This window comes from Sneathiella sp. P13V-1 (assembly GCF_015143595.1).
Lineage (GTDB): Bacteria > Pseudomonadota > Alphaproteobacteria > Sneathiellales > Sneathiellaceae > Sneathiella.
The window spans coordinates 194,439-218,945 of record NZ_WYEU01000001.1; the positions used below are offsets into that span (position 1 = coordinate 194,439).

A 24,507-nucleotide genomic window follows, 5' to 3' on the forward strand; every position below is an offset into this window, starting at 1 on the left:
TTAAAATAACGAATGAATGGGACGTAGATATGGTGAAATTTGGTGTAAATCAGTCTGTAAACCGGGTGGAAGATCAGCGGTTAATTACCGGATCCGGTGAATATACGGATGACATTAATTTACCAGGGCAGCTTTATGGCTACATGCTGCGCTCCCCTGTTGCGCATGGCAAAATCCTGTCGATTGATTTGGAAGACGCGAAATCTGCGCCAGGTGTTGTAGATATTATCACAGGGGCAGAATTGGAAGCCGACAATGCCAACATCCGCCCTTGCATGATCCCGCTTAAAAACAAAGACGGTAGCAACCGTGCTGATCCCGGTCATCCTGTTATGACAACAGATAAGGTGCGATATGTTGGTGACAATATTGCCTTTGTGATCGCAGAAAGCTTGAACGCGGCGAAAGACGCAGCGGAATTGATCTATGTCGATATTGACGAGGAAGATGCCGTTACGTCTACGTCTGGGGCCAACGCCGCAGGTCAACCCCAACTGCACGAGGGCGCAGCCAATAACACAGCGTTTAATTGGGAACACTGTTCAGACGGTAGTATCGATGATGTTTTCGCTGGTGCGGCCCATGTGACAACGCTGGATATTGTAAACAACCGCGTCATTGTAAACTCGATGGAACCCCGTGGGCTGATTGCAGACTGGAATGCGGATGACGAAAAAATGGTCATCCGAATGGGAACTCAGGGCGGCTGGGTATTACGTGGCCTGTTGGCAGCGCACATCCTGCATATTCCAGAAGAAAAAGTTCAGGTGATCACACCTGATGTAGGCGGTGCCTTTGGCATGAAGCTTTTCTTCTATTCTGAATATGCGGTCACCGTCTGGGCAAGTCGTAAGCTCGGCCGTCCTATCAAATGGATTGGGGAGCGGAGTGACGCGTTTCTGTCCGACACGCAGGGTCGTGACCATACAACCACAGCCTCACTTGCCTTTGATGCCGATAATAAGATCCTTGGCATGAAGGTGGAAACAAATGCCAACCTTGGTGCATATCTTTCCACATTCGGCCCGATGATCCCAACGATGGCGGCTGTAAAAGTGCTGCCGGGTGTCTATGATATTCCGATGATCCGTTATAACTGCACAGGAGTGTTCACCAATACCACACCAGTGGACGCCTACCGCGGTGCGGGTCGTCCAGAAGCGATTTACGTCATTGAACGCTTGATGGATGCCGCAGCCCGCGAACTGTCCATTTCACCTGCAGAAATTCGCCGTAAAAACTTCATTGCTCCTAGCGCCATCCCGTACACCACGGCAACAGGCTGCGTATATGACAGCGGTGAATTTGAACGTCTGATGGATAAGGCGCTGGAAAATTCTGATTGGGATGGCTTTGCAAGTCGCCGCGCTTCATCTGAAGCGAGCGGAAAACTTCGCGGTATTGGTATGTGTTACTACATCGAGGCGACAGCAGGTAACCCAACAGAAACGGCAACTATTCGCTTTGAAGAGAATGGCATCGTTACTCTCGCAGTAGGAACTCAATCCTCTGGTCAGGGCCATTCAACGGCTTATGCGCAGGTCCTTGCGGACCGTTTGGGGGTGCCTTTTGAAAATATTCGCGTTATTCAAGGTGACACAGACAAGATCAAAACAGGCGGCGGCACAGGTGGCTCCCGCTCTCTCACCACTCAGGGCCCAGCCATTCACGCGGCAAGTGATGAAGTGATCGATAAGGGCACTCAACTTGCCGGTCACTTCCTGGAAGCCGCCCCGCAGGATATTGAATTTAATGCCGGCGAAGGTGAATTTTCGATCGCCGGAACAGACCGTAAGATTGGTATCCTGGAAGTAGCTGAACGTGCGCGCGGATTAGGACAGCTTCCTGAAAATCTCGCCGAAGGGTTGGATAGTGAAGCCAGCTTCACTGTGGAAGCTTTTACCTATCCAAACGGGTGTCACATCGTCGAAGTCGAAATTGATGAAAACACGGGTCAGACCGATGTGGTGAAATATGTCATCGTTGATGATTTTGGCGTTATCATTAACCCAGCCCTTGTCCGTCATCAGGTTATTGGTGGCATCGGCCAAGGTATTGGCCAAGCGCTCACCGAAGGAGTTGTTTATGACGAAAGTGGTCAGCTCCTTACCGGTTCCTTCATGGATTATGGAATGCCTCGCGCGGATAATATCCCACTAGATATGCAATATGAGACCATCGAAGTACCATGCACGATGAATCCGATGGGCGTAAAAGGCTGTGGCGAAGCCGGTTGTATCGGGGCTCCCCCAGCTATCATCAACGCAATTATCAATGCCATGGAAGATCGTGGCATTACCAAAATCGATATGCCTGCAACCCCGGCACGTGTTTGGCAAACCTTGCAGAACGCTTCCTAAGTACACAAACATTTATCACCTAATAAGGGTGTAGCTATAAATATTTTCTAGCTACACCCTTTTCTTTTGCCTCCCAAACCATTATATTATTACTTAATAATATATTAATTTACTAATTATGGTGCGTAATATAAACAAAATGAGGAGGTTCACATGCAAGGTGAAGCACATCTTTTGCGTCAGTTCCTCACCGATCTCGCCAACAATAAGGCGAGTGAACATCTGGACAACATAACCGAGGATTGTGAAATACATGTGTGTCTGGGCAATCAGATGTTCACAGATAGCTACTCCGCCACTTTTGTCGGCAAGGCAGGTGTGATGAACTTTATTCAAGCGTGGGATAAATTTCTTGATGAAGTGAAAATACATTTCGAAGAATTTGTTTCTGAAAAAGGGAAGGTCGTTGCCCGTGGGGAACTGAAATGTCATCTGAAACTGAGTGAGCATTATTGGTCCGCAAACTGGATGCAGATCTGCAGTTTTAATAATGGCAAGATACTGAAACTCAGAATTTTTTCAGATTTTCAGCCTTCCATTTTGTCCTCACGCATGGATCCGGTTGCTAAAGGGGAGGTTTCAGAGGAGAAAATTCTCCCCATTCATCGGCATTGATCAAAATCATTTAGGTGTATTAACAATACCTGAATGATAACAGGTAGAAATCTTCTATTCTGTTCGGTGTTTAACATGTCCAATGATATTTCCATCAAAGCGGCCGCCATGCTGTATCCATCCGGATCGGGCGACAAAAACACGCTGGCGTCTTTTGTGAAAGCTGTAAAAGCCAAAGGGTATTCCGTCGGTGGTGTCCTACAAGAACAAATATACGACACAGACGGCACCAATATTGGCGTAGATGCCGTTGCAATCGACACTGAGGAGCGCTTCCCCATTGTAAGGCCGAGCAAAGAGGATATTGCAGCAGGTAGCTGCGGCCTCAATAGATCTGTGCTCACAGAGTCCAGCATCGCTTTGCGGCGGGCAATTTCAAAACCAGTTGACCTGCTAATTGTAGAAAAATTTGGAGAAAGAGAGCAGCTTGGCGAAGGGCTCGCTGATGACATCATGTCTGCAATGTCAGGCGGTATACCAGTAATCGTTGCAGTTCCCATGTCGGCAAAACAAAAATGGACGGAATTCACCGGCGGTTTAGCTGCCAGCCTTTCACCGGACTTAACAGAACTTGAAGACTGGTGGTCAGGCTTATAAACCTGACATCACTCCCTTACGGGAATACTCTTATGGCGCAGCGGATCTTTTCGCCGCGCCATATTCATATTGACACCTTAGTTGTCGTTTTGATAACCTGTTAATAACGACAACTGAGGTGTCAATATGCAAAAATATGAAGATCAGTTATACGAAGTTATCAGACTCCTCCGGCCTACAGTCCGGCACATCGGCACTCATGTAGAAATAAAAAGCCGTAACCTAGGTCTTTCTGTTGGAATGAGAGCAACCCTTGAGATCCTAGTCGAAAGCGGCCCGCAATCCGTTCCTGACATTGCGCGTCACTTGTTTGTTGAGAGACAATATATCCAGCGCAGTGTAAATGACCTATTGGCGGCGAACCTGGTGACCCGCGAACAAAACCCCAAACACAAAAGCTCATATCTCATTAAACCAAGTGAGAAAGGGCGAAGAGCTTTCCATGAACTGAAATCTGTAGAAGGTGACGTGTTGAAAAACCTCCAATCGCTCATACCGATTGAAGATGTCCAGACAAGCTACACCACACTCAAAACTCTCACCGAACATTTTATAGACCTCAACAGAACAGAAGGGGGCTCAGATGAGTAAATCAGCTCTCCTCATCATTGATGTGCAAATCGACAATGTAGATCCAAATGGACCCTATCCTTTTCCTGAAAAAGACGTTGAAAGTTTGATTACAACGATTAACCAACTCTCCGAACAATGGAGGAGCAAGAGCCAACCCGTCATTTTTGTTCGGCAGGTTTTTAAAAGTGTTCTGGGAAGACTGGTCAGCCGACTTTTGCTGGGCGGCATTACAATAGAAGGTAATCCGGGCGTTGAGGTCGACCCACGCCTCAATTCCAATGGCGGGATTATCGTCGATAAGACTAAGCAAGATGCTTTTGCCAGCTCTGACATTCTGACTGTCCTGCGAGACCACGGTGTTACGGATGTCTACATTGCAGGGCTAGATGGCGCCTACTGCGTTGCTGAAACCGCCAAAGGCGCCCTCGACAACGGCTTCACCACTCATCTCATCACCAATGCCATCATCACCAACAAACCCGAAAAGGCTGCTCAGAAAATGAAACAGCTAAAACTAAAGGGCGTAAACGGTACGCTTGCAAGTGATGTCTCCTAAAGCATCTGGGGTCCCGAATAGAGCCACTAACTGAGAGAAAATATATTTAGATTAAAGTGCTCAAAAAGGAGTTTCTAGCCACCAAAAACACTTTCAGACGATCTTCATAGTCTGAGGGAACTGAGTTTTGAATAGAGGGACGTTTTGACAAATGTAGTCTCCAGTTTTTCAAACGATCGTAACCATCTATCTGAACAAATGGGGATATTTGATCGAAAACGTCAAAGTAGCGAAATACTGGCCCAAATGCGGCATCAACCAAACTAAAAGAAGCACCATCAAACCATGGCTCTCCCTTCGCTCTTTTATTAAGCCTTGAGAACTTGTCAGTTAAATCACCAATTTTCTTTTGGAAAGCTTCTTCATCCGGCGCATTATAGAAACCGGCGATATCGTTCAGAATTGCGGAACTGTACTCTATCCAAGCCCTATGATCTGCTCGCCGCAAAGGCTCGTGGGGATGAAGCTTGGGCGCTTGAGTATCTTCTAAGTATTCAAGTATTACAGCGGATTCAAAGACGCTAGAATTGCCAACTTGCAACACTGGTGTTTTTCCAAGTGGAGAAACCCCCAAAAACCAGTCCGGTTTATTTGATAAATCCACATATGCCCGTTCAAAATCAACACCCTTCTCAGCCAAAGAAATAGCCGCACGTTGAACATAAGGGCACAAATGATGAGAAACTAAAGTCAACTGTTCACCCATAGTACCACTCTCCATTTTTTGACGTGAATTTGGTATTTACATGCATTTGCATGCATTGTCAACTTCCATGCAGATGCATGTAATGTTAGAGTGACTCATGCAAAATAAGCCTAATGAACAAAGCGTCTCTTCATGGGTATCTCTCGTGAGGGCGTATCAAACAGCGATGAATACGGTGGAAACCGCGTTAAAAGAGGCAAATTTCCCTCCTCTCAATTGGTATGATGTGTTGTTGGAACTGGAAAAAGTCTCCCCTTCGGGCCTGCGTCTTATTGAGCTGGAGAAAAAACTTCTCATTGCCCAATATGGGATCTCCAGACTAGCTTCAAAAATGGAAGCAAATGGATTGATTGCACGCCGCCAGTGCCCCGACGACAAAAGGAGTCAAATTGTTGAATTAACAGACAAGGGAAGAACACTTAGACAAGATATGTGGCCAGTGTATTCCTCCGCCGTACAGCGTTCAATCGGCTCTAGATTAACCAACTTGGAAGCCGAAACACTTACTGAAATACTCAATAAAATTATCTTACAAAAACGTAGCTAACCAAAATATGTTAGCAGGTCAGCTCTCCACGACATGCAGGCAGTTCATAAAGTGTACGAAACACAATACTCTGTCGGCTTCTTGGATTGTTTTCTTTTGGGGGAAATGGCGCACCGGGGAAGATTCGAACTCCCGACCCCTAGATTCGTAGTCTAGTGCTCTATCCAGCTGAGCTACCGGTGCATCCTGAAGGTTTGACAACCTTTTGAATTGTTGCAGCAATGTGTCATTGGCTGCGGATCGGGAACCTAATCAAAAGCGATGAACAATGCAAGCACTGAATCGAAAAAAAATGATAATTTTTCAAATTGAATATCCTACTTGAGGCCTAGGCTTGGAATGACTAGTATTTAAGGACGTTTTATTGTATTTAAAAACGGATTTGTTCGAACAAGGGGGCTTCGTATACCCGCCGACGGGTAGTACGACAAAAAAAAGAGTGTTTCACGATATGTCATTTCGCATTTCACGACCAATCGCGCTGAGCGTTGCTTTGCTTGCCGCGGGGTGTTCTTTCGTAGATGAATCCCTACTGCCAGTACTCACCGGCGAAGAAGCGGGAGGAAGCGTTGGAGCGCCAGTTCCAATTCAGGCATCAGCTGCAGAAGCAAACCCAGCGCCTACTTTAAGTGCCGCAGCGGGAACAGCAAGTGCGACGGCACAAGGCGCAGCACAGGGTGCAACCAATGGCGTGACAGGTGTTAATACTGCGCCAGTCGTTGCCGGTCAGCCTCCGATCCTTGGATCGACCAACTTCGTGACACCGGGCGTCACCCCAGCCCCGAACACAGGAACTTTTGTCGGTCAGAAAGTTGCCGTTCTTCGCTCTGAACTTGGCGCGTTGCAACAGCGCCTGCAGACACGCAACCAGCAACTTCAGCAGATCCGTACAGCGACAACTGGAAACTCACAGGCCTATCACGGTACAATTGCGGCGATTAATACACGCCTGCAAGTGGGAACAACTCCTGGTAACCCTATTCTCATCAATCAATGGAATCAGGCTCAGTTGCAGCTAGAGCGAATCGGCGCTGACATTTCTGCGATGAACAGCTTGGCAAACGCAGTGGCGAGCGATTCAAGCATGTCCGCATATCTTCTCGAATCAACTCGGGCTGCCTATGGCCTTTCGGGCGCGATTGAAGAAGATCACCGTCAGCTAGCCATTCTGGAAGATGAAACCAACCGCACAGTTGTTCTGGTTGACCGTCTGTTGAACGAACTGTCAGAGGACATCAGCCGCCAGACAGCCTACGTGGGTAACGAGCGTGCAAACCTCACCACATTGTCACACGCGGTTAAGAATGGTGAACTTCTTGGAGCAAGCCTTGCTAATCGTGCCTACAGCGCACCTTCACCGATCGCAAGCAGTGCGCCATTTGCCGGTGCCAACACTCAGAGCTTCCAGGCAGGCAATCGTCAGCCACTGGTCGTCATTCGCTTTGACCGTCCAGATGTTCCATATGAACAGGCTCTCTACACTGCGGTGAACCGTACATTGCAGGGCCGCCCACAAAGCGTCTTTGATGTTGTTGCGGTTTCCCCAATGCAAGGTGGTGCCGCCGATGTGGCGTTGAACCAGTCCAAATCGACGCGTAACGCCCAAAAAGTGCTGCGCTCCCTTACAGATATGGGCTTGCCAGCTTCCCGCGTTAATCTGAGCGCGGCTTCAAGCGGTCAGGCGCTTACTGGTGAAGTGCACGTCTACGTCAGATAATTCCCTTTAACTGGGATTTTGAAAAGCGGTGCTTTTAGCGCCGCTTTTTTTTATGGGCTATTGAGCTTGCTCATACTTGTTGAACTCTTTCCGCTGTATATATGTAGAGCAGGAAATCAAATTTATTTGAACAGGAGAGAGGTCAAATATGCTGAAAAATATGGAAGGCCAAGCTGTACCAAATTGCTCGTTCCCTATCCGTGTTGGTGACAATTGGGGACAGGTATCCACTGAGGAGCTGTTTAAGGGCAAGAAGGTTATTGTATTCGCCCTTCCCGGTGCCTTCACCCCGACATGTTCTTCCAGCCACCTTCCTCGTTTCAATGAACTGGCGACCACTTTCAAGGAACTTGGCGTAGATGACATCATCTGCCTGTCTGTAAATGATCCATTTGTCATGGACGAATGGCAGAAGACACAAAATGCTGAAAACATCCATTTCGTTCCTGACGGCTGCGGCACTTTCTCAGAAGGGATGGGGATGTTGGTGGATAAATCCAATCTGGGATTTGGCAAACGCTCCTGGCGCTACTCCATGCTTGTGGATGACGGTATGGTCAAAAAGATGTTTATTGAGCCAGAAGTCGAGGGCGATCCTTTTGAAGTATCTGACGCCGATACAATGTTGAATTACATTGATCCAAATGCGAAAGCCCCAAAAGCTATTACGGTATTTGCCAAACCCGGCTGCAGCCACTGCGCCCGGGCGAAAGCTGCGCTGAAAGAGGCTAACCTGCCGTTCGAGGAAATCACGCTGGGCTCTGATGCGACCTACCGTAGTCTTGCAGCTGTCTCTGGCGCGTATACAGCCCCACAGATCTTCATTGATGGGGAACGCATTGGCGGGGCAGATGAGCTGGAAGCCTATTTAGCTGCTTAAGCTCCATACCATACATAACAAAAAAGCCCGCCATTTCTGGCGGGCTTTTCAATTAATCACTTGAACGCTTAGTCTTCCCAGCTCATCCGTGCAACGTCAGTTGCGAAGATATGCCAGTCTTTCCAAACACCGTTCAGTCCAGCACGTTTTACCTGAACCGCAGCCAGCTGGAACATGAAGCCGTTTACCGCATCATCAGCCAGAATTTGTTGCGCTTCTTTCAATTTTGCAGAACGAACAGCAGGTGTCAGCGCTTTTTCAGCTTCTGCGATAACTTTGTTGAAAGTCTCGTTTTCATAATTGAAGTAGTAGCCTTTACGAGCATAGATATTGATATCCATTGGCTCCACATGGCTCACAATAGACAGGTCGTAGTTTTTCTTCTTATAAACTTCGTCCAGCCATTTTGGCCAATCAACATTTTCGATTTTGATCTTGAAGCCCGCTTTTTCAAGCTGAGATGCCACGATCTGACCACCCGCACGGGCATAGTCGTCCACTGGAGGCAATTTCAAAGACAGTTCCAGACCATCCGCATAACCAGCTTCTGCAAGCAATGCTTTGGATTTTTCCGGATCATAAGGATACGTGCCAGACAGATCTACATAATCTGGGTGGTGAGGTGCGAAGTGTGATCCAATTGGAGTACCATAACCGAACATGGCACCATCAATGATTTCCTGACGGTTGATCGCATGGGCAATCGCCTGACGGACTTTCAGCTTGGACAGCGCTTCATTTTTGTTGTTCGTGCTGAGAATGGTTTCACCGTTGGTGGTACCTTCCAGAATTTCGAACTGATCACCAATTTTAAACTGCTCCAACGTTTCGTTTGGAACAGACGTCAGATCAAGATCACCTGTCAGAAGGGATGCCATACGAGCCGCAGAATCGTTGATAAAGCGGAAGTTGACTTTTTTGATCTGGATAGCAGCTTTGTCACGGTAAGTGTCCGCGGCAACCAGCTTCACGCTATCGCCTTTAATCCAACGGGAGAATTTGTAAGGACCTGTCCCAACTGGATTTGTTGCGTTGCCGCCATCTGAGTCAGGGTCCACGATTACCGCTGTTGACTCGCCAAGCTGAGCAAGGAAATCACCGCGTGGTTCTTTCAAAGTCAAAACGACAGTGTTTGCATCAGGTGTGTCGATGCTTGCGATATTTGTGAAACGACCTTTACGTTTATTCTGGCTGCCTTCTGCGGCATTTTCTTCAAATGTGTATTTCACATCGGAGCTGTCAAAGTCAGATCCGTCGTGGAATTTCACACCTGCTTCCAGGTTAAATGTATAAACAAGACCGTCTGGGCTGATCGTCCAGCTTTTCGCAAGTGCTGGCTTTACAGTACCGTCAGCATCAATACGTGTCAGACCTTCATAGATGTTATAAAGGGTGATACGGGAAATCGCTGCCGCTGCACCTGTACGCGGGTCCAGTCCAGGTGGTTCCAAACGCATACCATAGTTAAATGTGGTTTTTGCAGCTTCCGCAGCAATCGGCGACAGGACCGCTGATGCCAATGCAGCTGCGACAAGTACTTTTTTCATCCCACTCTCCTGTTTCATTTCTTGTCAAATAGTTCGCGATAGCCGGGGTAAATCCCAAGACTATCAGCATGGTAAACGGCGCGGGCAACTGCCCTTGCGACGCAATCCGCTGCGATGGCCCCAATTTTCGCCAACGCAAGTGGTTCTGGCTTGTCCATTTCTTTTTTCTCGGTGGACATAGCAAAGATAGTATCCCCATCAAACGGGGTATGTACAGGCCGTATTGCACGTGCGTAACCATCTTGTGCCATGATCGCAACCCGTTGTAGCTGTGATTTACTCATTGCGACATTGGTTGCCACAACACCTATTGTAGTATTTGCCCCAAGGCGACTTCCATCCAACCCGTCTAGGCTCAGGTTACCTTCAATTTTTGGCGCTCCAAAGCCGCCAAATTCGTTATTTTGCTCCAGCTCCCAAGCCCAGAAGTTATGGGTCCCAGGAACAACAACACTGCCAACCGGGTTTACGGCGATCACGGCACCAACCTGAATACCGCCTTCTGTCACCGCGGAGCAGGATCCGAGTCCCCCTTTTAAGGTTCCCGCATTGGCACCATATCCTGCACCCACATTACCAAGTCCGAAATCTTCTCCGGCATCCAGAACCGCCTGTTTTCCAAGATCTCGGTAAGGGGGCATATCACCCCAGTTTTTATCGCCCCCATTGATCATGTCGAATAGAATAGCCGACGGCACAATGGGGATATTAAAGTCGTGGATGGCAAATCCGCGCTTTTGGGAGGCCAGTGCTGATACCGCACCAGAGGCAGCTTCAAGACCATAAACAGATCCGCCGCTCAACACGATGGCGTCAACCCGCTCAACCAGGCAATCGGGCCGCAGAACCTCGGTTTCTCGGGTTCCAGGACCACCGCCCCGCACATCAACCCCGGCAACCGCTGCGTTATCAGGAACAATTGCCGTCACCCCTGAAATAGACGTCTCATCATGGCTGTTCCCAACCTTGATACCATCCACATCGGTAATCAGATTTTTGTGACCGGGGTTAATCATTTGCACTTTTCTACTTCACTTTTTATGGCAACAATTTAAGCTTTTAAGTTGTTTAAAGCCTACCGTTGTTATCAGTGTACCAATAATTTTGTTTGAATAAAAACAATATTTTGTCTCATTCGGGTGATGATATGAAACTTTCACGAAGATTGGCAAACCCAATCATTAAATTAGTTACGTTGTTCTTTTTTGTGGGATTGGCAATACCCGTCTCCGCGGGGGAACACAAAGGCAAGTTCATCATCAGCGCGGCGAACCCGCACGCGTCCCAAGCTGGGTTTGATATTCTCTCTAAGGGGGGAAGCGCGGTTGATGCAGCGATTGCCACTCAGATGGTGCTAACACTGGTAGAACCCCAATCCTCCGGCATCGGTGGGGGCGCTTTTTTTCTTCACTATGACAATAAAAGCCAAAAGGTCACAACCTTTAACGGCCGCGAAAAAGCACCGGCGGCTGTTACCCCTGACCTTTTCTTGAAATCAGATGGCACGCCCCAGAAATTCTACGATGCGGTTGTGGGCGGTAAAGCCGTAGGTGTTCCAGGCATCATTGCCATGATGGAACTCGCTCACAAGAAGCACGGTAACCTGCCGTGGAAAGATCTTTTTGAACCTGCCATCAGGCTTGCAGAAAATGGCTTCGAGATTTCACCGCGTCTACATTTTTTGCTTAACCGCGACAAGTTCCTTAAAAATAAAGAACCTGCCCGCAGCTATTTTTACACTGCGGAGGGTGAGGCCAAACCAGTTAGGACCCTTCTTAAAAACCCGGAACTTGCAGCAAGCCTTCGCTTAATCGCCGAGCAAGGATCTGATGGATTTTATAAAGGCCCACTTGCAGAGAAAATTGTCGCTGCCGTCAAGAGCGATCCACAAAATCCGGGCCTGCTGACCATGGAAGATATGGCAAGCTACAGCGCGCAGGAGAAAGAACCTGTTTGCAGTCTCTATCGTGGGAATAATGTTTGCGGCATGGGAATGCCCACATCTGGTGGCGTGACCAGTCAGCAAATTCTGAAACTGGTGGAACCCTTTAATTTAAGTGCCCACAACGCCGGTAGCGAAAAAGCCGTCCATCTTATTTCTGAAGCCAGTGCCCTTGCCTTTTCAGATCGTGGATTATATCTGGCCGACGATGATTTTGTAACCGTTCCTGTCAAAGGACTTCTGTCTGACACATATCTGCAGACAAGACGATCCCTGATATCCGAAGACAGAACAGGCGTTCCATTTGAAGCTGGTGACCCGTCCAAGAAAGCAGGCCTCCTAAGTCCCGATGACGCGATCGAACTTCCCTCCACAAGTCATTTCAGCATTGTGGATGGAAATGGAAATGCCGTCTCTATTACAACGTCAGTCGAAAATGTCTTTGGCTCTCGCTTGATGGCGGGTGGATTTATTCTCAACAATCAGCTGACTGACTTCTCCTTCCGTCCAGAGAAAGATGGCAAACTGATCAACAACCGAATTGAGCCAGGTAAACGCCCCCGAAGCTCCATGTCCCCATCGATTGTGCTGGATAGTTCAGGAAATCTGAAAATGGTGATCGGATCACCTGGGGGCAGTCGCATTATCGGATATGTGACGAAGACAATTATTGGCGTACTGGATTGGAACCTTTCCATGCAGGAAGCCATCGACCTTCCTCATCACATCAACCGAAATGGGACATTGGATCTGGAACAGGGGACAATTCTGGAAGCCTTGCTGCCAGCTATGGAAGCCAAGGGATATAAGGTGAAAATCCGCACCCTTAACAGCGGCCTTCATGGCATCCTTGTGACAGACCAAGGATATGAAGGCGGCGCGGATCCTCGCCGTGAAGGTGTTGTTTTACAGAACTAACCTCTAATTACGTTAATCGGGCTGCCAACGGATAAGTCAAACCGTTGGTCAGCTCGCCCTTGGTTGACGGAAATCTCAAGAAGGCCGTTGGCGTTTTTGTATGCCAGCGAAGCCCCTTTATCGGCATCAGAAAAGGTTCTGAGGAGAGGGATTATATCGCCTCCAATTCTGACACCTTGAACATCTTCCAGATCATCAACTCCGGTCATAGCATTGCCGTAATGATCGATGTAGATAATCTCTTGCATTTGCTCAGGCCAAGGGTGACGCACAATTTCTGAAAGTTGTAGCTTGGATAACACCTCTACCGCCTCCCCCAACGCGATCTTGGCCGCAACCGGTGCAAATAAATCCCGTCCATGAAAACTGGAGGACAGTTTTTCCGGTCTCCACGATATTTGATAAATCTCTGCTTCCGGATCTTGGCGAATGACATATTCAAACAAGCCGTTGTCAGGACCAACGAACCACTGCCCCAAGCTTTTGATGGCAATTGCGCCCCTATCGCTTCCGACACCCGGATCAACTACGCTTAGGAAAACTGATCGCCTTGGAAAGTCCGGGGAATAAGCCCCCAGCAAACGTGCCGCACATTTGGAATCAAAACTTGGCGCATCAGAAAACAGGTCCCAAATATCCCCTTTAAATCCGTGTTTACGGATCGCGGCCTTCATTTGGGTAAGATAGGGTCCCCGCCCGCCGAAATCCGTAAATGTCAGGATCATGACTTAATCGCTTTCGGTTTCCGCCACGATAAAGAGACGAGAGAAAGGATATATAGTGGAGCCATCTTCCTGTTGCGGATAGGCATCAAGAAGGAGATCTGCATATTCCTGCTCAAAAGTGTTGCGCTCTTCATCGCTATCAAGCGCCGCCAAGAAGGGGCGAAGAGCCGTTCCACGCGTCCATTCAAGAACCGCGTTCTTGCCGCCCAACACCTGAAAATAGGTAGTCTCCCACAGGTTCAGGTTTGCGACTTTTGAAGACAGTAGATCATAGTACCATTCAAGTTTATGGACTGGGGCAGGACGCACAAGACTGCCCACCTTATCTCGCCACCCATTGGAAAGGGCGAGATCATACAATAACTGGTGAGAAGGCGCCTGAAAGTTATTTGGCATTTGGACAGCCAAGACGCCACCCGGAATCAATTGCTCCAACAAAGACGGGATCAACTCGTCATGTTTGTCCAGCCAATGAAGCGCGGCGTTACTGAAAATCAGATGGCCCTTGCTTGTAGGTTCAAAATGCTGAATATCTGCCTGTTTCCACTCCAGCGCGGGGTGGTCATTTTTTGCTTTTTCCAACATCTCAGCAGAGCTGTCCACACCAACGATAATGGAATCACCCCACCGCTTTGAAAGAAGTGATGTTACGTTTCCTGTGCCGCACCCGAGATCATATATGACACGTGGCGTCGTGAGGTGAACTTGGGACAACAAGTCCAGCGCCGGGCGCAATCTGTGATCTGAAAACAAGTGATATTGGTCAGGATTCCATACCATTCGACATAACTCCCAAACATAGAAATGACATACGACAACCACTAATATAATAGGCCAGTGGGTCTCTTATTGTAAGGGATGAAATTTGATCTTAGTCGACTTCGGCTGTCTCAGAGTTGTCTTTTCCGAACAACCATGACAATGGTCCTGAAGATTGCTCCGACTGGCCAATATAGGTCACTTTTGCCCCATCTGAACCCAAGGCGCTGGCTTCACGCACCCGCTCGCTGGAGCTGGCTTCATATGGATCCTTTGTGGCGTAGCAGTCAATCCCGCCAAGTGTTTTATAGCAATATACCTGCTCTTGTTTGATTTGGCGTTTCTTGTCCCGACAATAATCTTCACCCAGCATGATATTAACGGTCGTGCAGTCCTTATCCGTCATCTGAGAAATTTTCTCATCAATAACGGCAACAGCCGCAGTCGTGCAGCCGCTTGTAAGCGACATCAGCGCAAGCAATAACCCAACTGTGAATAGACGCAACATACCCAAGACCTCGCGCTTCATTTTGAACGCAACATTATTCCAGAATGAAGAATAATTGCGAGGGAGTTTCCATTTCCTTAACAAGGAAGGTTAATAACGAAAATAGTTCCGCTGTTATCTGAGCGTAAAAGCCTTACATCACCACCATGGGACTGCATCAGCTCTCGGGCAATTGATAGCCCAAGGCCGGTACCGCCACTTTTCACAGACCCTGCGAAAGGCTCAAACAAGAGCTCTTTTGCTTGGTCAGGTATTCCTGGTCCGTTATCTGCTACCCTGATTTCAATCAGATTACCGTTGTAAATTGCAGAAACCTGGATTTCGCCATTGCCGTTAATTGCTTCCGCCGCATTACGCACCAGGTTCATCAACACACGATAGAGCTGCTCCCTATCTGCAAAAACCTGCATGTCTTCGGGAATGCCGTTTTTCCAAACAACTTTCTGATCAGGGTGGTTCGACACCATTCCCCCCACTTCCTCCACAAGGGGTCTTAATGGGAAATTGGCCCGGTCTGGCGCACGTTCGTCTGCCTTGCCATATTTCAGCGTTTCGGTACAAAGCTGAATTGCCCGGTTAATACTGTCCACCAATCGCGGAACCACTTTCTGAACCCGTGGATCATCCACTTGAGACAGACCATCACTTACGATGTGGGAAGTGGACAGAATATTTCTGAGGTCATGACTGATTTTTGTAACCGCCGTTCCAAGGGCCGCCAGATGTTCTTTTTGCTTGAGCGCAAAACGGAGACGGGCCTGAAGAATGTTAAGCTCTCTCTCCGCGACCCCAATTTCATCAAGACGATCAGACGCCTTGATACCCGCATCTACATTTTCCGGATTACGCCTAAACGCGATCATGCTCGCACTTAACCGGCCCATAGGACGGACAATAAACCAGTGCAGTGACAGATACACAAGGAAAGCGGTTAGCAGGGAAATCACCAGAGAAAGCCAGAAGATGTTGGACGCATATTCCAACATCGCATCTTTTAATGGGGCTTCATCAATGACCATTTCCAAAGAAGACGTTGGCACATCTTTAATCGGAGCCGTCACCCGAATGATCCGATCCTTCGTCTGCAACAACGCTTCCAAGGCGTCTTCTATGAGTTTAACCGGCCCCATTTCATTCAAGTCAAATACCGCATCCACATGAGTAGGCATATCTTCAGCGAGCATCAGCATTTTCGAGTTAGGGCTTCTGAAAACCACCGATCTGGCACCTACCCGGAAGAGGAGTTCTTCTTTCAGTTCTTTAGAAACCATATTGTCTGGCGCCGCCAGCACGGACAGCGCTGCCAAATGGGCAAATTCAGCTTTTTTGTCCAGATAATTAAGCCGATAGAACGCTACAGAAGGCACAAAAATTAATACCTCTGCCAGCATGACAAAGAGGATTGTCAAAAGCAGAAGTCGTGCTGAAAGGCTTCGAAAGATGCCCAATATGGATTTGATCATAGCCATGGGTCAGGAGAATATACCCTATGCCGTTGCCCCACAATGAAAGAGGGAGGTTTTTATGCCTCCCTACACCACAACTACCCGAATTTAGAGAGAAAACGGACAATCTTCCTGGTTTTCTCACTAAATAATGAAGGTGTATAGAAACTGCCTGCGGCCCTTTTATTTAGCTCGCCCAATGTTGGGTAAGGGGCAATAAAACTCGCCATCGCAGATATTTTCAAACCACCTGAAATGGCAAGGGTCCACGGATGAATAAGTTCACCGGCCTGCAGGCCTACAATACCTGCACCAAGGATTTTGCCTTTCTTTGTCGTAATTGCCTTCACCATGCCTTCGGTGCGAAGTTCTGCGCGGGCACGATCATTTTCTTTATAGTCAAAAGTCAGCACCCGGATATCATCCCCAAATTTCTCCCGTGCCTGCACTTCGGTAAGGCCCACATTGGCAATTTCAGGATCTGTATAGGTCACCCATGGCACTGCGTCATAGTTGACTTTAGCAGGGAGCCGGAACAAGGCGTTTCGAATAACAATGCCTGCATGATATCCGGCCATGTGGGTAAACTGATATCCGCCAGCCACATCGCCGATGGCAAAAACCTTCTTGTTACTGGTTCGAAGACGGGCATCAACTTTAATGCCCGGACGGTCATACTCAATACCCGCCGCTTCAAGATTAAGACGATCAATGTTTGGCTTGCGACCCGCCGCGACCAACAAATGCGATCCAGAGATCACTTCGCCGCCTTGCTCACTCTCCAAGTGGATCTGAACACCGTCCACATCCCGGCTCACGTTCGCAATTTTGACGCCTTCACGAATATCAATACCTTCACCCCGCAAGGCTTCAAGTGCGATGGAGGTAAGATCGGGATCATCTTTACCCAAAGCCTTAAAGGCTTCAAGTACAGTTACCTTGCACCCAAGGCGGCGATGCGCTTGTGCCATCTCCATACCAATGGGCCCCCCGCCGATCACGATCAAATGTTCTGGCATCTCGCGATTTTCAAAAAGGGTTTCATTGGTCAGATACCCCGCGTCTTCCAATCCAGGGATTGGAGGAGCGGTTGGGGATGAGCCTGTAGAGATGATAAAACGCCGCGCTTCCACGATCGTATCATTAACTTCAACCTGACGGGGACTGATAAAGCGTCCATATCCTTCCTGAACATTGACACCAAGTCCTTCAAACCGCTCTACAGAATCATGAGGGGCGATACCCGCAATGACGGAGGCAACGTGATCCATCACGGCGCCATAATCCACATTCGGGCGCTCTCCTTTCACACCGAAATCGGACGCGTGATCGAGTGATGCCGCTTTCTTAGCGGCTGCGATCAAGGCTTTAGAGGGAACACAGCCATAATTCAGGCAATCTCCCCCCATTTTGCCGCCTTCAATAAGGACCGTATCCGCCCCCATTTGAACAGCACCTGCGGCAACACTTAAACCACCTGATCCACCGCCTATCACGCACAGATCCGTCTTGATAACTTTTTGCGCCATTTCCAATCTCCTGACTATTCTTACGCGGACCGCTTTACGCGCTTGATAATAATTGGAATGAGAGAAATGACACCCAAAGCAACAAAGGCCCAAATTATCTCGGTGGTGATTAAGGAGCCAAGTTCAAAATTCTCATTGCAAACAGCGGCGCCACTTGCCTTACAGGCAGCAACTTTTTCCTGCTGTTCCACAATAATGCTATCAAGCCCAGTCCCCAGGAAGGCGAAAACAAAAGTTCCCGGAATAATACCAACAAACGTTCCGATAATATAAGTACGAAGCGAAACCCCGAGAAAAGCGGGTGCAATATTGACGAGCCAAAATGGAAATGCTGGTACGAGCCTTAAAAAGAGTAGGTAGCTAAGCGCATTGTCTTGAAAACCATGTTCCAGCCGCTTCAACCATGGTCCTGCTTTCTGGCGCAGCACTTCACCAACAGACGTTGCTGCAACCATAAACAGGATTGTCGCACCGACCGTTGCAGCAATAACGGTAACCAGCCCGCCAACAAACCATCCAAACAAGAACCCTCCTGAGATTGTCAGAAGCAAGCCACCTGGCAAAGATGCTGCCACAGCGATTGTATAAAGAACTGAATAGATCAGCAGAGCGATCACATAGTTTTCCGCGACAAATTCCAGCAATTTGTCTCTGTTGTCGCTCAACGCATTAAAAGAAAGATATTCGTCCAGCCCCAAAATAAAAAATAAAGCAAAAACTGCCACAATTATTAGAAGCGGTAGAAACCTCTTAATCTTACTGACTGCTTCGACCGTCTGACCGTTTGCCGTGTTGCTCATAGTCGAATCATCCCTTCCTCGTAAATTCAACTCCACCCCAGGCGCCGCGACACGCCAAAAACCAAAATCGCACTGAAAACCCTTTAAAAAGCAGGCCAATTCTGATCAGTCGCTTGACTATACACTTCGAATCCCGAAAAAATCCGTTAAATTGGCTCATTTCCAATCTTTTTGAGCCCTTTAACAAAAGATCCGTTGCTTCAACATAGTCATAACTCTGTGTCCGTTAAGCTCTGATCACCCAAATGTGAGACGAGTTTATGTGAGCAAATCCACGGCTCCCTAACAATTGTCATCAAAAGTAACTTGATCCATTGACTTCGTGAGGATCACCCCGTATACAGCGGGGCTTGAATTTCTCTTCGTGCAATTTGGTACGAATGATAGTCGGAGAAGACACGTGAAACGTACATATCAACCAAGTAAACTTGTGCGCGCTCGTCGCCACGGTTTCCGCGCTCGCCGTGCAACAGTAGGCGGTCGTCGCGTTCTTTCTAATCGTCGCTCTAAAGGCCGCAAGAGCCTTTCTGCGTAATATCATGCCGAAAGGCGTCGAACGACTAAAGAAGCGCGCGGATTTTTTACGCGTTGCGGGAGTTCGGCGCAGATGGGCAACTCCCGGAATGGTCCTGCAAGCTGCGTATGATCCGTCATGCGCGGATGCGGGCCGTTTGCGTGTGGGCTTTACGGCAACAAAGAAAACCGGCAATGCTGTTGTGCGGAACCGGATCAAAAGACGGCTTCGCGCCATCGCTGATGAATTGTTGCCCCTTCACGCCAAGCCGGGCTGGGACTATGTGCTCATAGGCAGAAAAGACACCCCCGAACGAGAGCATAACGACCTCAAAGCTGACCTGATAACAGCTTTGAAAAAGGTAGGTGCTTACGAAGAAAGGGGGGTACATGCGTAATTTTGTGACTTTTCTGCTAAAGGTGCCAATAAAGGTTTACCAATACTGCATATCCCCTTATCTTCCTGCCAATTGCCGGTACCAACCGACTTGCTCCGCCTATGCTATTGAGGCATTGCAGCGTCATGGACCTATAAAAGGGTTATGGCTGGCCGCGCGGCGTATTGGCAGGTGTCATCCATGGGGTGGACACGGATACGATCCGGTTCCACCTTTGAAACATAAACAACATCAATGTGGGGCACATTCGTCCGACGGCGTCACCACTGAGTAGAATTAGGGTTTAAATAATGTCAGATCAGAAGAATGTGTTTCTTGCGGTCATCCTTTGCCTTGCCATTATCCTAGGCTGGCAATATTTCTTCCCGTCCCCTGTCCCAGAACAAACCGCTGAACAACAGGCAATAGCGACGGACAGCTCTACTCCGGCCCCGACAGGGGTAACACCGGGCAACGCCAGCGCCCCCTCTAGCGGCGCGGCTCCGGCTCAAGTCCTCTCGCGCGAAGAAGTTCTGGGTAAAGCTGCACGTGTAAAAATCAACACCCCTTCATTGCACGGCTCCATTTCCTTGAAAGGTGCACGTTTCGATGATGTAACCTTGATCAACTATCGCCAGGAAGTAGACCCGAACAGTGGCGAAATTGTCCTTTTTGCCCCTTCAGGTTCACCTAACCCCTATTACGCTGATTTTGGCTGGAGCATAGCACCTGGAACAAATGTCAAACTTCCAACACCTGACACGATTTGGTCCACCTCTGCAAAGGAAATAACACCAGACAAACCACTTGTCCTTACATGGGATAATGGTGAGGGCCTTGTCTTCACGCGTACCATCGCTGTCGACGACAAATTTCTGTTTACCGTTGAACAAAAGGTTCAGAACAACACAAGCGCAGACGTAACGTTGTTTCCATACGGTCTGATTTCACGGACAGGCATGCCAGAGGTTGAAGGTTTCTACATCCTTCACGAAGGTCTTATTGGTGTCTTCAACGAAACTCTTGAAGAAATTGATTATGACGACCTCATGGAAGGCGATTCCAAAGAAATCAGTTCCACAGGCGGTTGGCTTGGTATCACAGACAAATTCTGGCTGGCAGCGCTGCTTCCAGATCAGAACGCGAACTTGAAAAGCCGCTTTAACTACATCAAATCTAACGGTCGTTTCCAAACAGACTATCTGAACCAGACAGGCGTTACAATTGCCGCAGGCCAATCAGCCTCCGCAACAAACAACCTGTTTACTGGTGCGAAGGAAGTTGATCTTCTTGATGATTACGAAAAGAACCTTGAAGTCGACCGCCTGGAACTGGCGATTGACTGGGGTTGGTTCTACTTCCTGACCAAGCCACTTTACATGGCGCTGGACTTCATGCACGGCCATGTTGGAAATATGGGTATCGCGATCCTGATCATTACCGTTTTCATCAAGCTGTTCTTGTTGCCATTGGCCCACAAGTCTTATGTGTCCATGTCGAAGATGAAAAAACTGCAGCCTGAAATGACAAAACTTCGTGAGCGTTTTGGCGATGACCGTCAAAAGCTGAACGAAGAAATGATGGCGCTTTACAAGAAAGAGAAGGCAAATCCAGCGGCAGGCTGTTTGCCGATTATCATTCAGATCCCTATCTTCTTCGCCCTTTATAAGGTTCTGTACGTAACACTGCTTATGCGCCACGAACCATTCTATGGCTGGATTAAAGATTTGTCTGCGCCAGACCCAACCAGCATGTTCAATCTGTTTGGCCTGATCCCGTGGGATCCGCCGCAAATGCTGATGATCGGGGTCCTGCCGGTCCTGATGGGCCTTAGCATGTTCTTGCAGCAGAAATTTAACCCGCAGCCAGCAGACCCTGTACAGGCAAAGATCTTCCTGTTTATGCCGATCTTCTTTACAGCACTGCTTGCAAGTTTCCCTGCGGGTCTTGTGATTTACTGGACATGGAACAACATCCTTAGCATTGCCCAACAATGGTATATTATGCGTCGGATGGGAGTTTCCGTTAATAGCTGAGGATAAGGGAGGCTTTTAAAGCCATGACACATCCAACAGAGCAAAATGAAGCAGAGGCGGCCCGCATTGAAAAGGGCCGCCTCCTTTTTGCGCAAGAATGCAAATTTGTGGCAGGAGCAGCAACCCTAACAATGTTGCCTGACTTGCCACTTAACGAGGTTGCCTTTGCGGGCAGATCGAACGTGGGTAAATCCAGCCTGATCAATGCGCTGACAAATCGCAATACGCTGGCAAGAACATCCAACACTCCGGGACGCACCCAACAGATCAACTTTTTCGAACTGGGCGGGGAACTTTACCTTGTTGACTTGCCTGGGCACGGATATGCGAAAGCCTCCAAAAGCAAAATTGAAGCGTGGACAGGTCTGGTAAATACCTACTTAAGGGGTCGCCCGAAACTACGACGGGTTTGCTTATTGATTGATTGCCGTCACGGATTAAAAGATGTAGACCGCGACGTGATGAAAATGCTGGATACAGCGGCAGTGAATTACCAGATCATTCTGACGAAATCGGATAAATCCAAAAAGTCAGAACTCGACAAAGTCATTGAAAAAACCGAGCAAGAATTGTCCAAACGTCCAGCAGCACACCCTGTTGTTCTCTTGACAAGTTCTGCAAAAGGGACCGGTATTGAAGAATTAAGGGCAGAGATCGCCAGCTTGGCCGAGTAAGGACGAGAAAATGACAAATGAAAATATGAGTGTGGAAGAGCAACTTAAAAAAGCACAGATCCTGTCTGAAGCTCTGCCATATATGCATCAATTTGCTGGCCAGACATTTGTGATCAAATACGGCGGTCATGCGATGGGTGACAAAAAACTTGCGGAAGACTTCGCAAGAGACATCGCTCTGATGAAACAGGTCGGCATTCATCCGATTATCGTGCATGGCGGCGGCCCACAGATTGGTAATATGCTGGATCGCCTGAAAATCAAAAGCTCCTTCATTGATGGCTTGCGGGTGACAGACACGGCCACTGTTGAAATCGCGGAAATGGTCCTCTCCGGTTCTCTCAACAAGAATATCGTGATGGATATTAATGCGGCAGGCGGCCTTGCTGTTGGCCTTTCCGGTAAAGATGGCAATCTTATCCAGGTCAACAAACTGAAGCGGACAAAGCGCGACCCAGACAGTAATATCGAACGGATTGTTGACCTTGGCTTTGTCGGAGAGCCTAGCCACATCAATCCGGAACTATTGCAGAGTCTGGAAGAAATTGATGTTATTCCTGTCATTGCCCCTATTGGCGTGGGCCCAGATGGTCAGACATATAACATCAACGCCGATACCGCGGCTGGTCATATCGCTGCGGCCATGGGTGCCAGCAAGCTTATTATGATGACGGACGTGGAAGGTGTTCTGGATAAGGATAAAAAACTTATCAACCGTCTGACACCGCAGAAAGTGAACGCATTGCAAAATGACGGAACGATCGTAGGCGGTATGATCCCGAAACTGGAAACCTGCCTGTATGCCTTGGAAAGCGGTGTGGAAGCAGCTCACATCCTTGACGGGCGTATTCCCCATGTCTTGCTGCTGGAAACATTCACAGCACATGGCATCGGCACAATGATCCATCAGGAAAATGTGAGGGGCTAACTAGCCCCCTGTAAAGAAGGACAGTTGCCAGTCCATTTCCTTTTCATCAAATGGGTAGGCAACACCGTCCTTGGCGTTCACAATATCCCGCGGTGGCACATGTGCAATATCCTGCTGAATTTTCATGGCAAGGCGCATGGAAAGGCCGGCTTTCCAGCATAGTGCTGTCACCACTTTACCATTCCGGGAATTTAGGATCGACTTACCCGTTGTCACCGGAATATCAGCCATTAAGGCCAAACCAGCCTGAATAAACTCAACGTCCTTATTCGCAACCGCTTCGGTAATGGTATCTTCGTTCAGTTTCCGGACTTTGTGGGCAGCGATCGCACGGTCAACACCAGTCTCCTCTTCTTCCTCAGAAAAAGTGTTTTTCTTGCCGATACGATCGCGCACCTGTTTCTTCAGCTCTTTTTCAACATCCTTGGAAAGTTTGTTCTTTTCGACCAGCTTGTCCACCAGAGACACAGCAACAAACCCAGCAATTCTGCGCATTGCCCTTATGGAAAGATCCACCCGCATCACCAAAGGTTCATGCAATTGTTCAATCCCCTGCGCCTGATCAATGATCTGATCCAGAGTTTCCTCGCGAACCTGCGCGGATTTATTGGCAAGTAAGGCCGCAACAGCAGGGACATCCAGACTGGCGGCAACCGCCTCAGAAATATCCTCAGAGATATTCGCGCGGCGTGCGATAGATGACATAGCTCCAGAAGCTACACCGCCCGCGATAATTTCAAGAAGGTCCGCTTCTGAAAGCAGCGGCGAAAACTCAAGAACAGGACCGGCAACGATTTCTTCAACATCCTGCGCAAGAGATTTGATCACGTGCTTAGGTGCATCCAGACTGTCTTTTAAGGACTGAGACAGAATTGCCCGTATAGTAGGAAGCTGGTCTTGCGCTAGTATTTCCAACACTTCGATGGTTTGCTCACGCAACTGCGCAGCTTCTTCGCCGCTTAGTGAAGGCAGTAATCTGCATATCTTTCGCGCCAATTCACCGCGAACTTCCTGATCCTCATCCGTTGCCAGAATATTGTTCGCCTGATGGGGAGTATTACTGTTACCCGCCACATTCTTACGAACGTCAGCATTGGTGTCTTCCGCCAGAAAATAAAGGACCTCAGGACGCGCAGTTGGATTAGACGCAAGTTTTGCGCGCACCTTTGGATTGTTATCCTTGGCTAATAGTTTGCTATCTTCGTAGCTAACCTCTTTGACCTTCTTACGTCCGAACAATTTGCCCAGAACCATA

Annotated in this window: 25 protein-coding genes and 1 tRNA gene; 15 read left to right on the forward strand and 11 right to left on the reverse strand. The window is 48.4% G+C overall.

All coding sequences use genetic code 11. The features are described 5' to 3' along the window. Positions 1-29 precede the first annotated feature (29 nt). The 5 genes from GUA87_RS00945 (at position 30) to GUA87_RS00965 (ending at position 4,701) form a co-directional block, all read left to right on the forward strand. A complete protein-coding gene (locus GUA87_RS00945; RefSeq protein WP_193714659.1) occupies positions 30-2,360 on the forward strand; it encodes a xanthine dehydrogenase family protein molybdopterin-binding subunit in 2,331 nt (776 codons plus the stop codon). Between the two features lie 153 nt (positions 2,361-2,513). Then, positions 2,514-2,975 carry a nuclear transport factor 2 family protein gene (locus tag GUA87_RS00950; protein WP_193714660.1) on the forward strand — a complete coding sequence of 154 codons (462 nt, stop codon included), beginning with the start codon at positions 2,514-2,516 and terminating at the stop codon, positions 2,973-2,975. Between the two features lie 75 nt (positions 2,976-3,050). Next, positions 3,051-3,572, forward strand: a complete 522-nt coding sequence (locus GUA87_RS00955) for a DUF2478 domain-containing protein (RefSeq protein WP_193714661.1) — start codon at positions 3,051-3,053, stop codon at positions 3,570-3,572. 126 nt (positions 3,573-3,698) lie between these two features. Then, positions 3,699-4,163: a MarR family winged helix-turn-helix transcriptional regulator gene (locus GUA87_RS00960; protein ID WP_193714662.1), complete on the forward strand. Its 465-nt coding sequence runs from the start codon at positions 3,699-3,701 to the stop codon at positions 4,161-4,163. Then, positions 4,156-4,701, forward strand: coding sequence for a cysteine hydrolase family protein (locus GUA87_RS00965; protein ID WP_193714663.1), 546 nt, complete (start codon positions 4,156-4,158; stop codon positions 4,699-4,701). The genes GUA87_RS00960 and GUA87_RS00965 overlap by 8 nt, the downstream gene beginning before the upstream one ends. Positions 4,702-4,747: 46 nt before the next feature. Here GUA87_RS00965 and GUA87_RS00970 read toward each other — a convergent pair whose 3' ends face one another. Beyond that, positions 4,748-5,407: a glutathione S-transferase family protein gene (locus tag GUA87_RS00970; protein ID WP_193714664.1), complete on the reverse strand. Its 660-nt coding sequence runs from the start codon at positions 5,405-5,407 to the stop codon at positions 4,748-4,750. 97 nt (positions 5,408-5,504) lie between these two features. Here GUA87_RS00970 and GUA87_RS00975 point away from each other — a divergent pair, with 97 nt between their 5' ends. Beyond that, a complete protein-coding gene (locus tag GUA87_RS00975) occupies positions 5,505-5,954 on the forward strand; it encodes a MarR family winged helix-turn-helix transcriptional regulator (RefSeq protein ID WP_193714665.1) in 450 nt (149 codons plus the stop codon). A gap of 106 nt (positions 5,955-6,060) precedes the next feature. Here the strand turns inward: GUA87_RS00975 and GUA87_RS00980 are convergent. After that, positions 6,061-6,137 (reverse strand) — tRNA-Arg (locus tag GUA87_RS00980). Between the two features lie 268 nt (positions 6,138-6,405). Here GUA87_RS00980 and GUA87_RS00985 point away from each other — a divergent pair. Beyond that, positions 6,406-7,671, forward strand: a complete 1,266-nt coding sequence (locus GUA87_RS00985; protein ID WP_227711641.1) for a hypothetical protein — start codon at positions 6,406-6,408, stop codon at positions 7,669-7,671. A gap of 148 nt (positions 7,672-7,819) precedes the next feature. Then, positions 7,820-8,551, forward strand: coding sequence for a glutathione peroxidase (locus GUA87_RS00990; protein WP_193714666.1), 732 nt, complete (start codon positions 7,820-7,822; stop codon positions 8,549-8,551). Positions 8,552-8,619: 68 nt separating this feature from the next. Here the strand turns inward: GUA87_RS00990 and GUA87_RS00995 are convergent, their stop codons facing one another. Then, the gene (locus GUA87_RS00995) at positions 8,620-10,098 is read right to left on the reverse strand and encodes an ABC transporter substrate-binding protein (RefSeq protein WP_193714667.1); all 1,479 of its coding nucleotides are present in this window, start codon (positions 10,096-10,098) and stop codon (positions 8,620-8,622) included. A gap of 14 nt (positions 10,099-10,112) precedes the next feature. Beyond that, entirely contained in the window at positions 10,113-11,114 is a 1,002-nt protein-coding gene (locus GUA87_RS01000; RefSeq protein ID WP_193714668.1) for a P1 family peptidase, read from the reverse strand. A 131-nt stretch (positions 11,115-11,245) separates the two neighbouring features. Between GUA87_RS01000 and ggt the strand changes: the two genes are divergently transcribed. Further along, positions 11,246-12,958, forward strand: a complete 1,713-nt coding sequence (gene ggt, locus GUA87_RS01005) for a gamma-glutamyltransferase (RefSeq protein WP_193714669.1) — start codon at positions 11,246-11,248, stop codon at positions 12,956-12,958. On the opposite strand, the gene GUA87_RS01010 is transcribed toward ggt, so the two are convergent. From GUA87_RS01010 to GUA87_RS01035, 6 genes are all read right to left on the reverse strand, one after another. After that, entirely contained in the window at positions 12,955-13,683 is a 729-nt protein-coding gene (locus GUA87_RS01010; RefSeq protein WP_193714670.1) for an S-adenosyl-l-methionine hydroxide adenosyltransferase family protein, read from the reverse strand. The genes ggt and GUA87_RS01010 overlap by 4 nt on opposite strands. 3 nt (positions 13,684-13,686) lie before the next feature. Continuing rightward, positions 13,687-14,463 (reverse strand): methyltransferase domain-containing protein, encoded by a 777-nt coding sequence (locus GUA87_RS01015; RefSeq protein WP_193714671.1) that lies wholly within the window; start codon positions 14,461-14,463, stop codon positions 13,687-13,689. Between the two features lie 91 nt (positions 14,464-14,554). Beyond that, positions 14,555-14,950, reverse strand: a complete 396-nt coding sequence (locus tag GUA87_RS01020) for a hypothetical protein (protein WP_193714672.1) — start codon at positions 14,948-14,950, stop codon at positions 14,555-14,557. A gap of 77 nt (positions 14,951-15,027) precedes the next feature. Beyond that, positions 15,028-16,419 carry a sensor histidine kinase gene (locus GUA87_RS01025; protein ID WP_193714673.1) on the reverse strand — a complete coding sequence of 464 codons (1,392 nt, stop codon included), beginning with the start codon at positions 16,417-16,419 and terminating at the stop codon, positions 15,028-15,030. 74 nt (positions 16,420-16,493) lie between these two features. After that, positions 16,494-17,924, reverse strand: coding sequence for a dihydrolipoyl dehydrogenase family protein (locus GUA87_RS01030; RefSeq protein ID WP_193714674.1), 1,431 nt, complete (start codon positions 17,922-17,924; stop codon positions 16,494-16,496). A 20-nt stretch (positions 17,925-17,944) separates the two neighbouring features. Further along, positions 17,945-18,724 carry a TVP38/TMEM64 family protein gene (locus tag GUA87_RS01035; RefSeq protein WP_193714675.1) on the reverse strand — a complete coding sequence of 260 codons (780 nt, stop codon included), beginning with the start codon at positions 18,722-18,724 and terminating at the stop codon, positions 17,945-17,947. A gap of 400 nt (positions 18,725-19,124) precedes the next feature. Between GUA87_RS01035 and rpmH the strand changes: the two genes are divergently transcribed. From rpmH to argB, 6 genes are read left to right on the forward strand one after another with little or no spacing between them, the layout of a single operon-like run. Next, positions 19,125-19,259 carry a 50S ribosomal protein L34 gene (rpmH, locus tag GUA87_RS01040; RefSeq protein ID WP_193714676.1) on the forward strand — a complete coding sequence of 45 codons (135 nt, stop codon included), beginning with the start codon at positions 19,125-19,127 and terminating at the stop codon, positions 19,257-19,259. A 4-nt stretch (positions 19,260-19,263) separates the two neighbouring features. Continuing rightward, entirely contained in the window at positions 19,264-19,635 is a 372-nt protein-coding gene (gene rnpA, locus GUA87_RS01045) for a ribonuclease P protein component (protein WP_193714677.1), read from the forward strand. Beyond that, on the forward strand, positions 19,628-19,909 hold the full coding sequence (gene yidD / locus GUA87_RS01050; RefSeq protein ID WP_193714678.1) for a membrane protein insertion efficiency factor YidD: 282 nt from the start codon (positions 19,628-19,630) through the stop codon (positions 19,907-19,909). The genes rnpA and yidD overlap by 8 nt, the downstream gene beginning before the upstream one ends. A gap of 16 nt (positions 19,910-19,925) precedes the next feature. Beyond that, positions 19,926-21,650, forward strand: coding sequence for a membrane protein insertase YidC (gene yidC / locus GUA87_RS01055; RefSeq protein ID WP_193714679.1), 1,725 nt, complete (start codon positions 19,926-19,928; stop codon positions 21,648-21,650). Between the two features lie 23 nt (positions 21,651-21,673). Next, positions 21,674-22,324: a ribosome biogenesis GTP-binding protein YihA/YsxC gene (yihA, locus tag GUA87_RS01060; RefSeq protein ID WP_193714680.1), complete on the forward strand. Its 651-nt coding sequence runs from the start codon at positions 21,674-21,676 to the stop codon at positions 22,322-22,324. Positions 22,325-22,334: 10 nt separating this feature from the next. Continuing rightward, positions 22,335-23,252 carry an acetylglutamate kinase gene (gene argB, locus GUA87_RS01065; RefSeq protein ID WP_193714681.1) on the forward strand — a complete coding sequence of 306 codons (918 nt, stop codon included), beginning with the start codon at positions 22,335-22,337 and terminating at the stop codon, positions 23,250-23,252. Here argB and GUA87_RS01070 read toward each other — a convergent pair whose 3' ends face one another. Further along, positions 23,253-24,506: a DUF2336 domain-containing protein gene (locus tag GUA87_RS01070; protein ID WP_193714682.1), complete on the reverse strand. Its 1,254-nt coding sequence runs from the start codon at positions 24,504-24,506 to the stop codon at positions 23,253-23,255. It lies immediately after the preceding gene. Position 24,507: the final 1 nt, after the last annotated feature.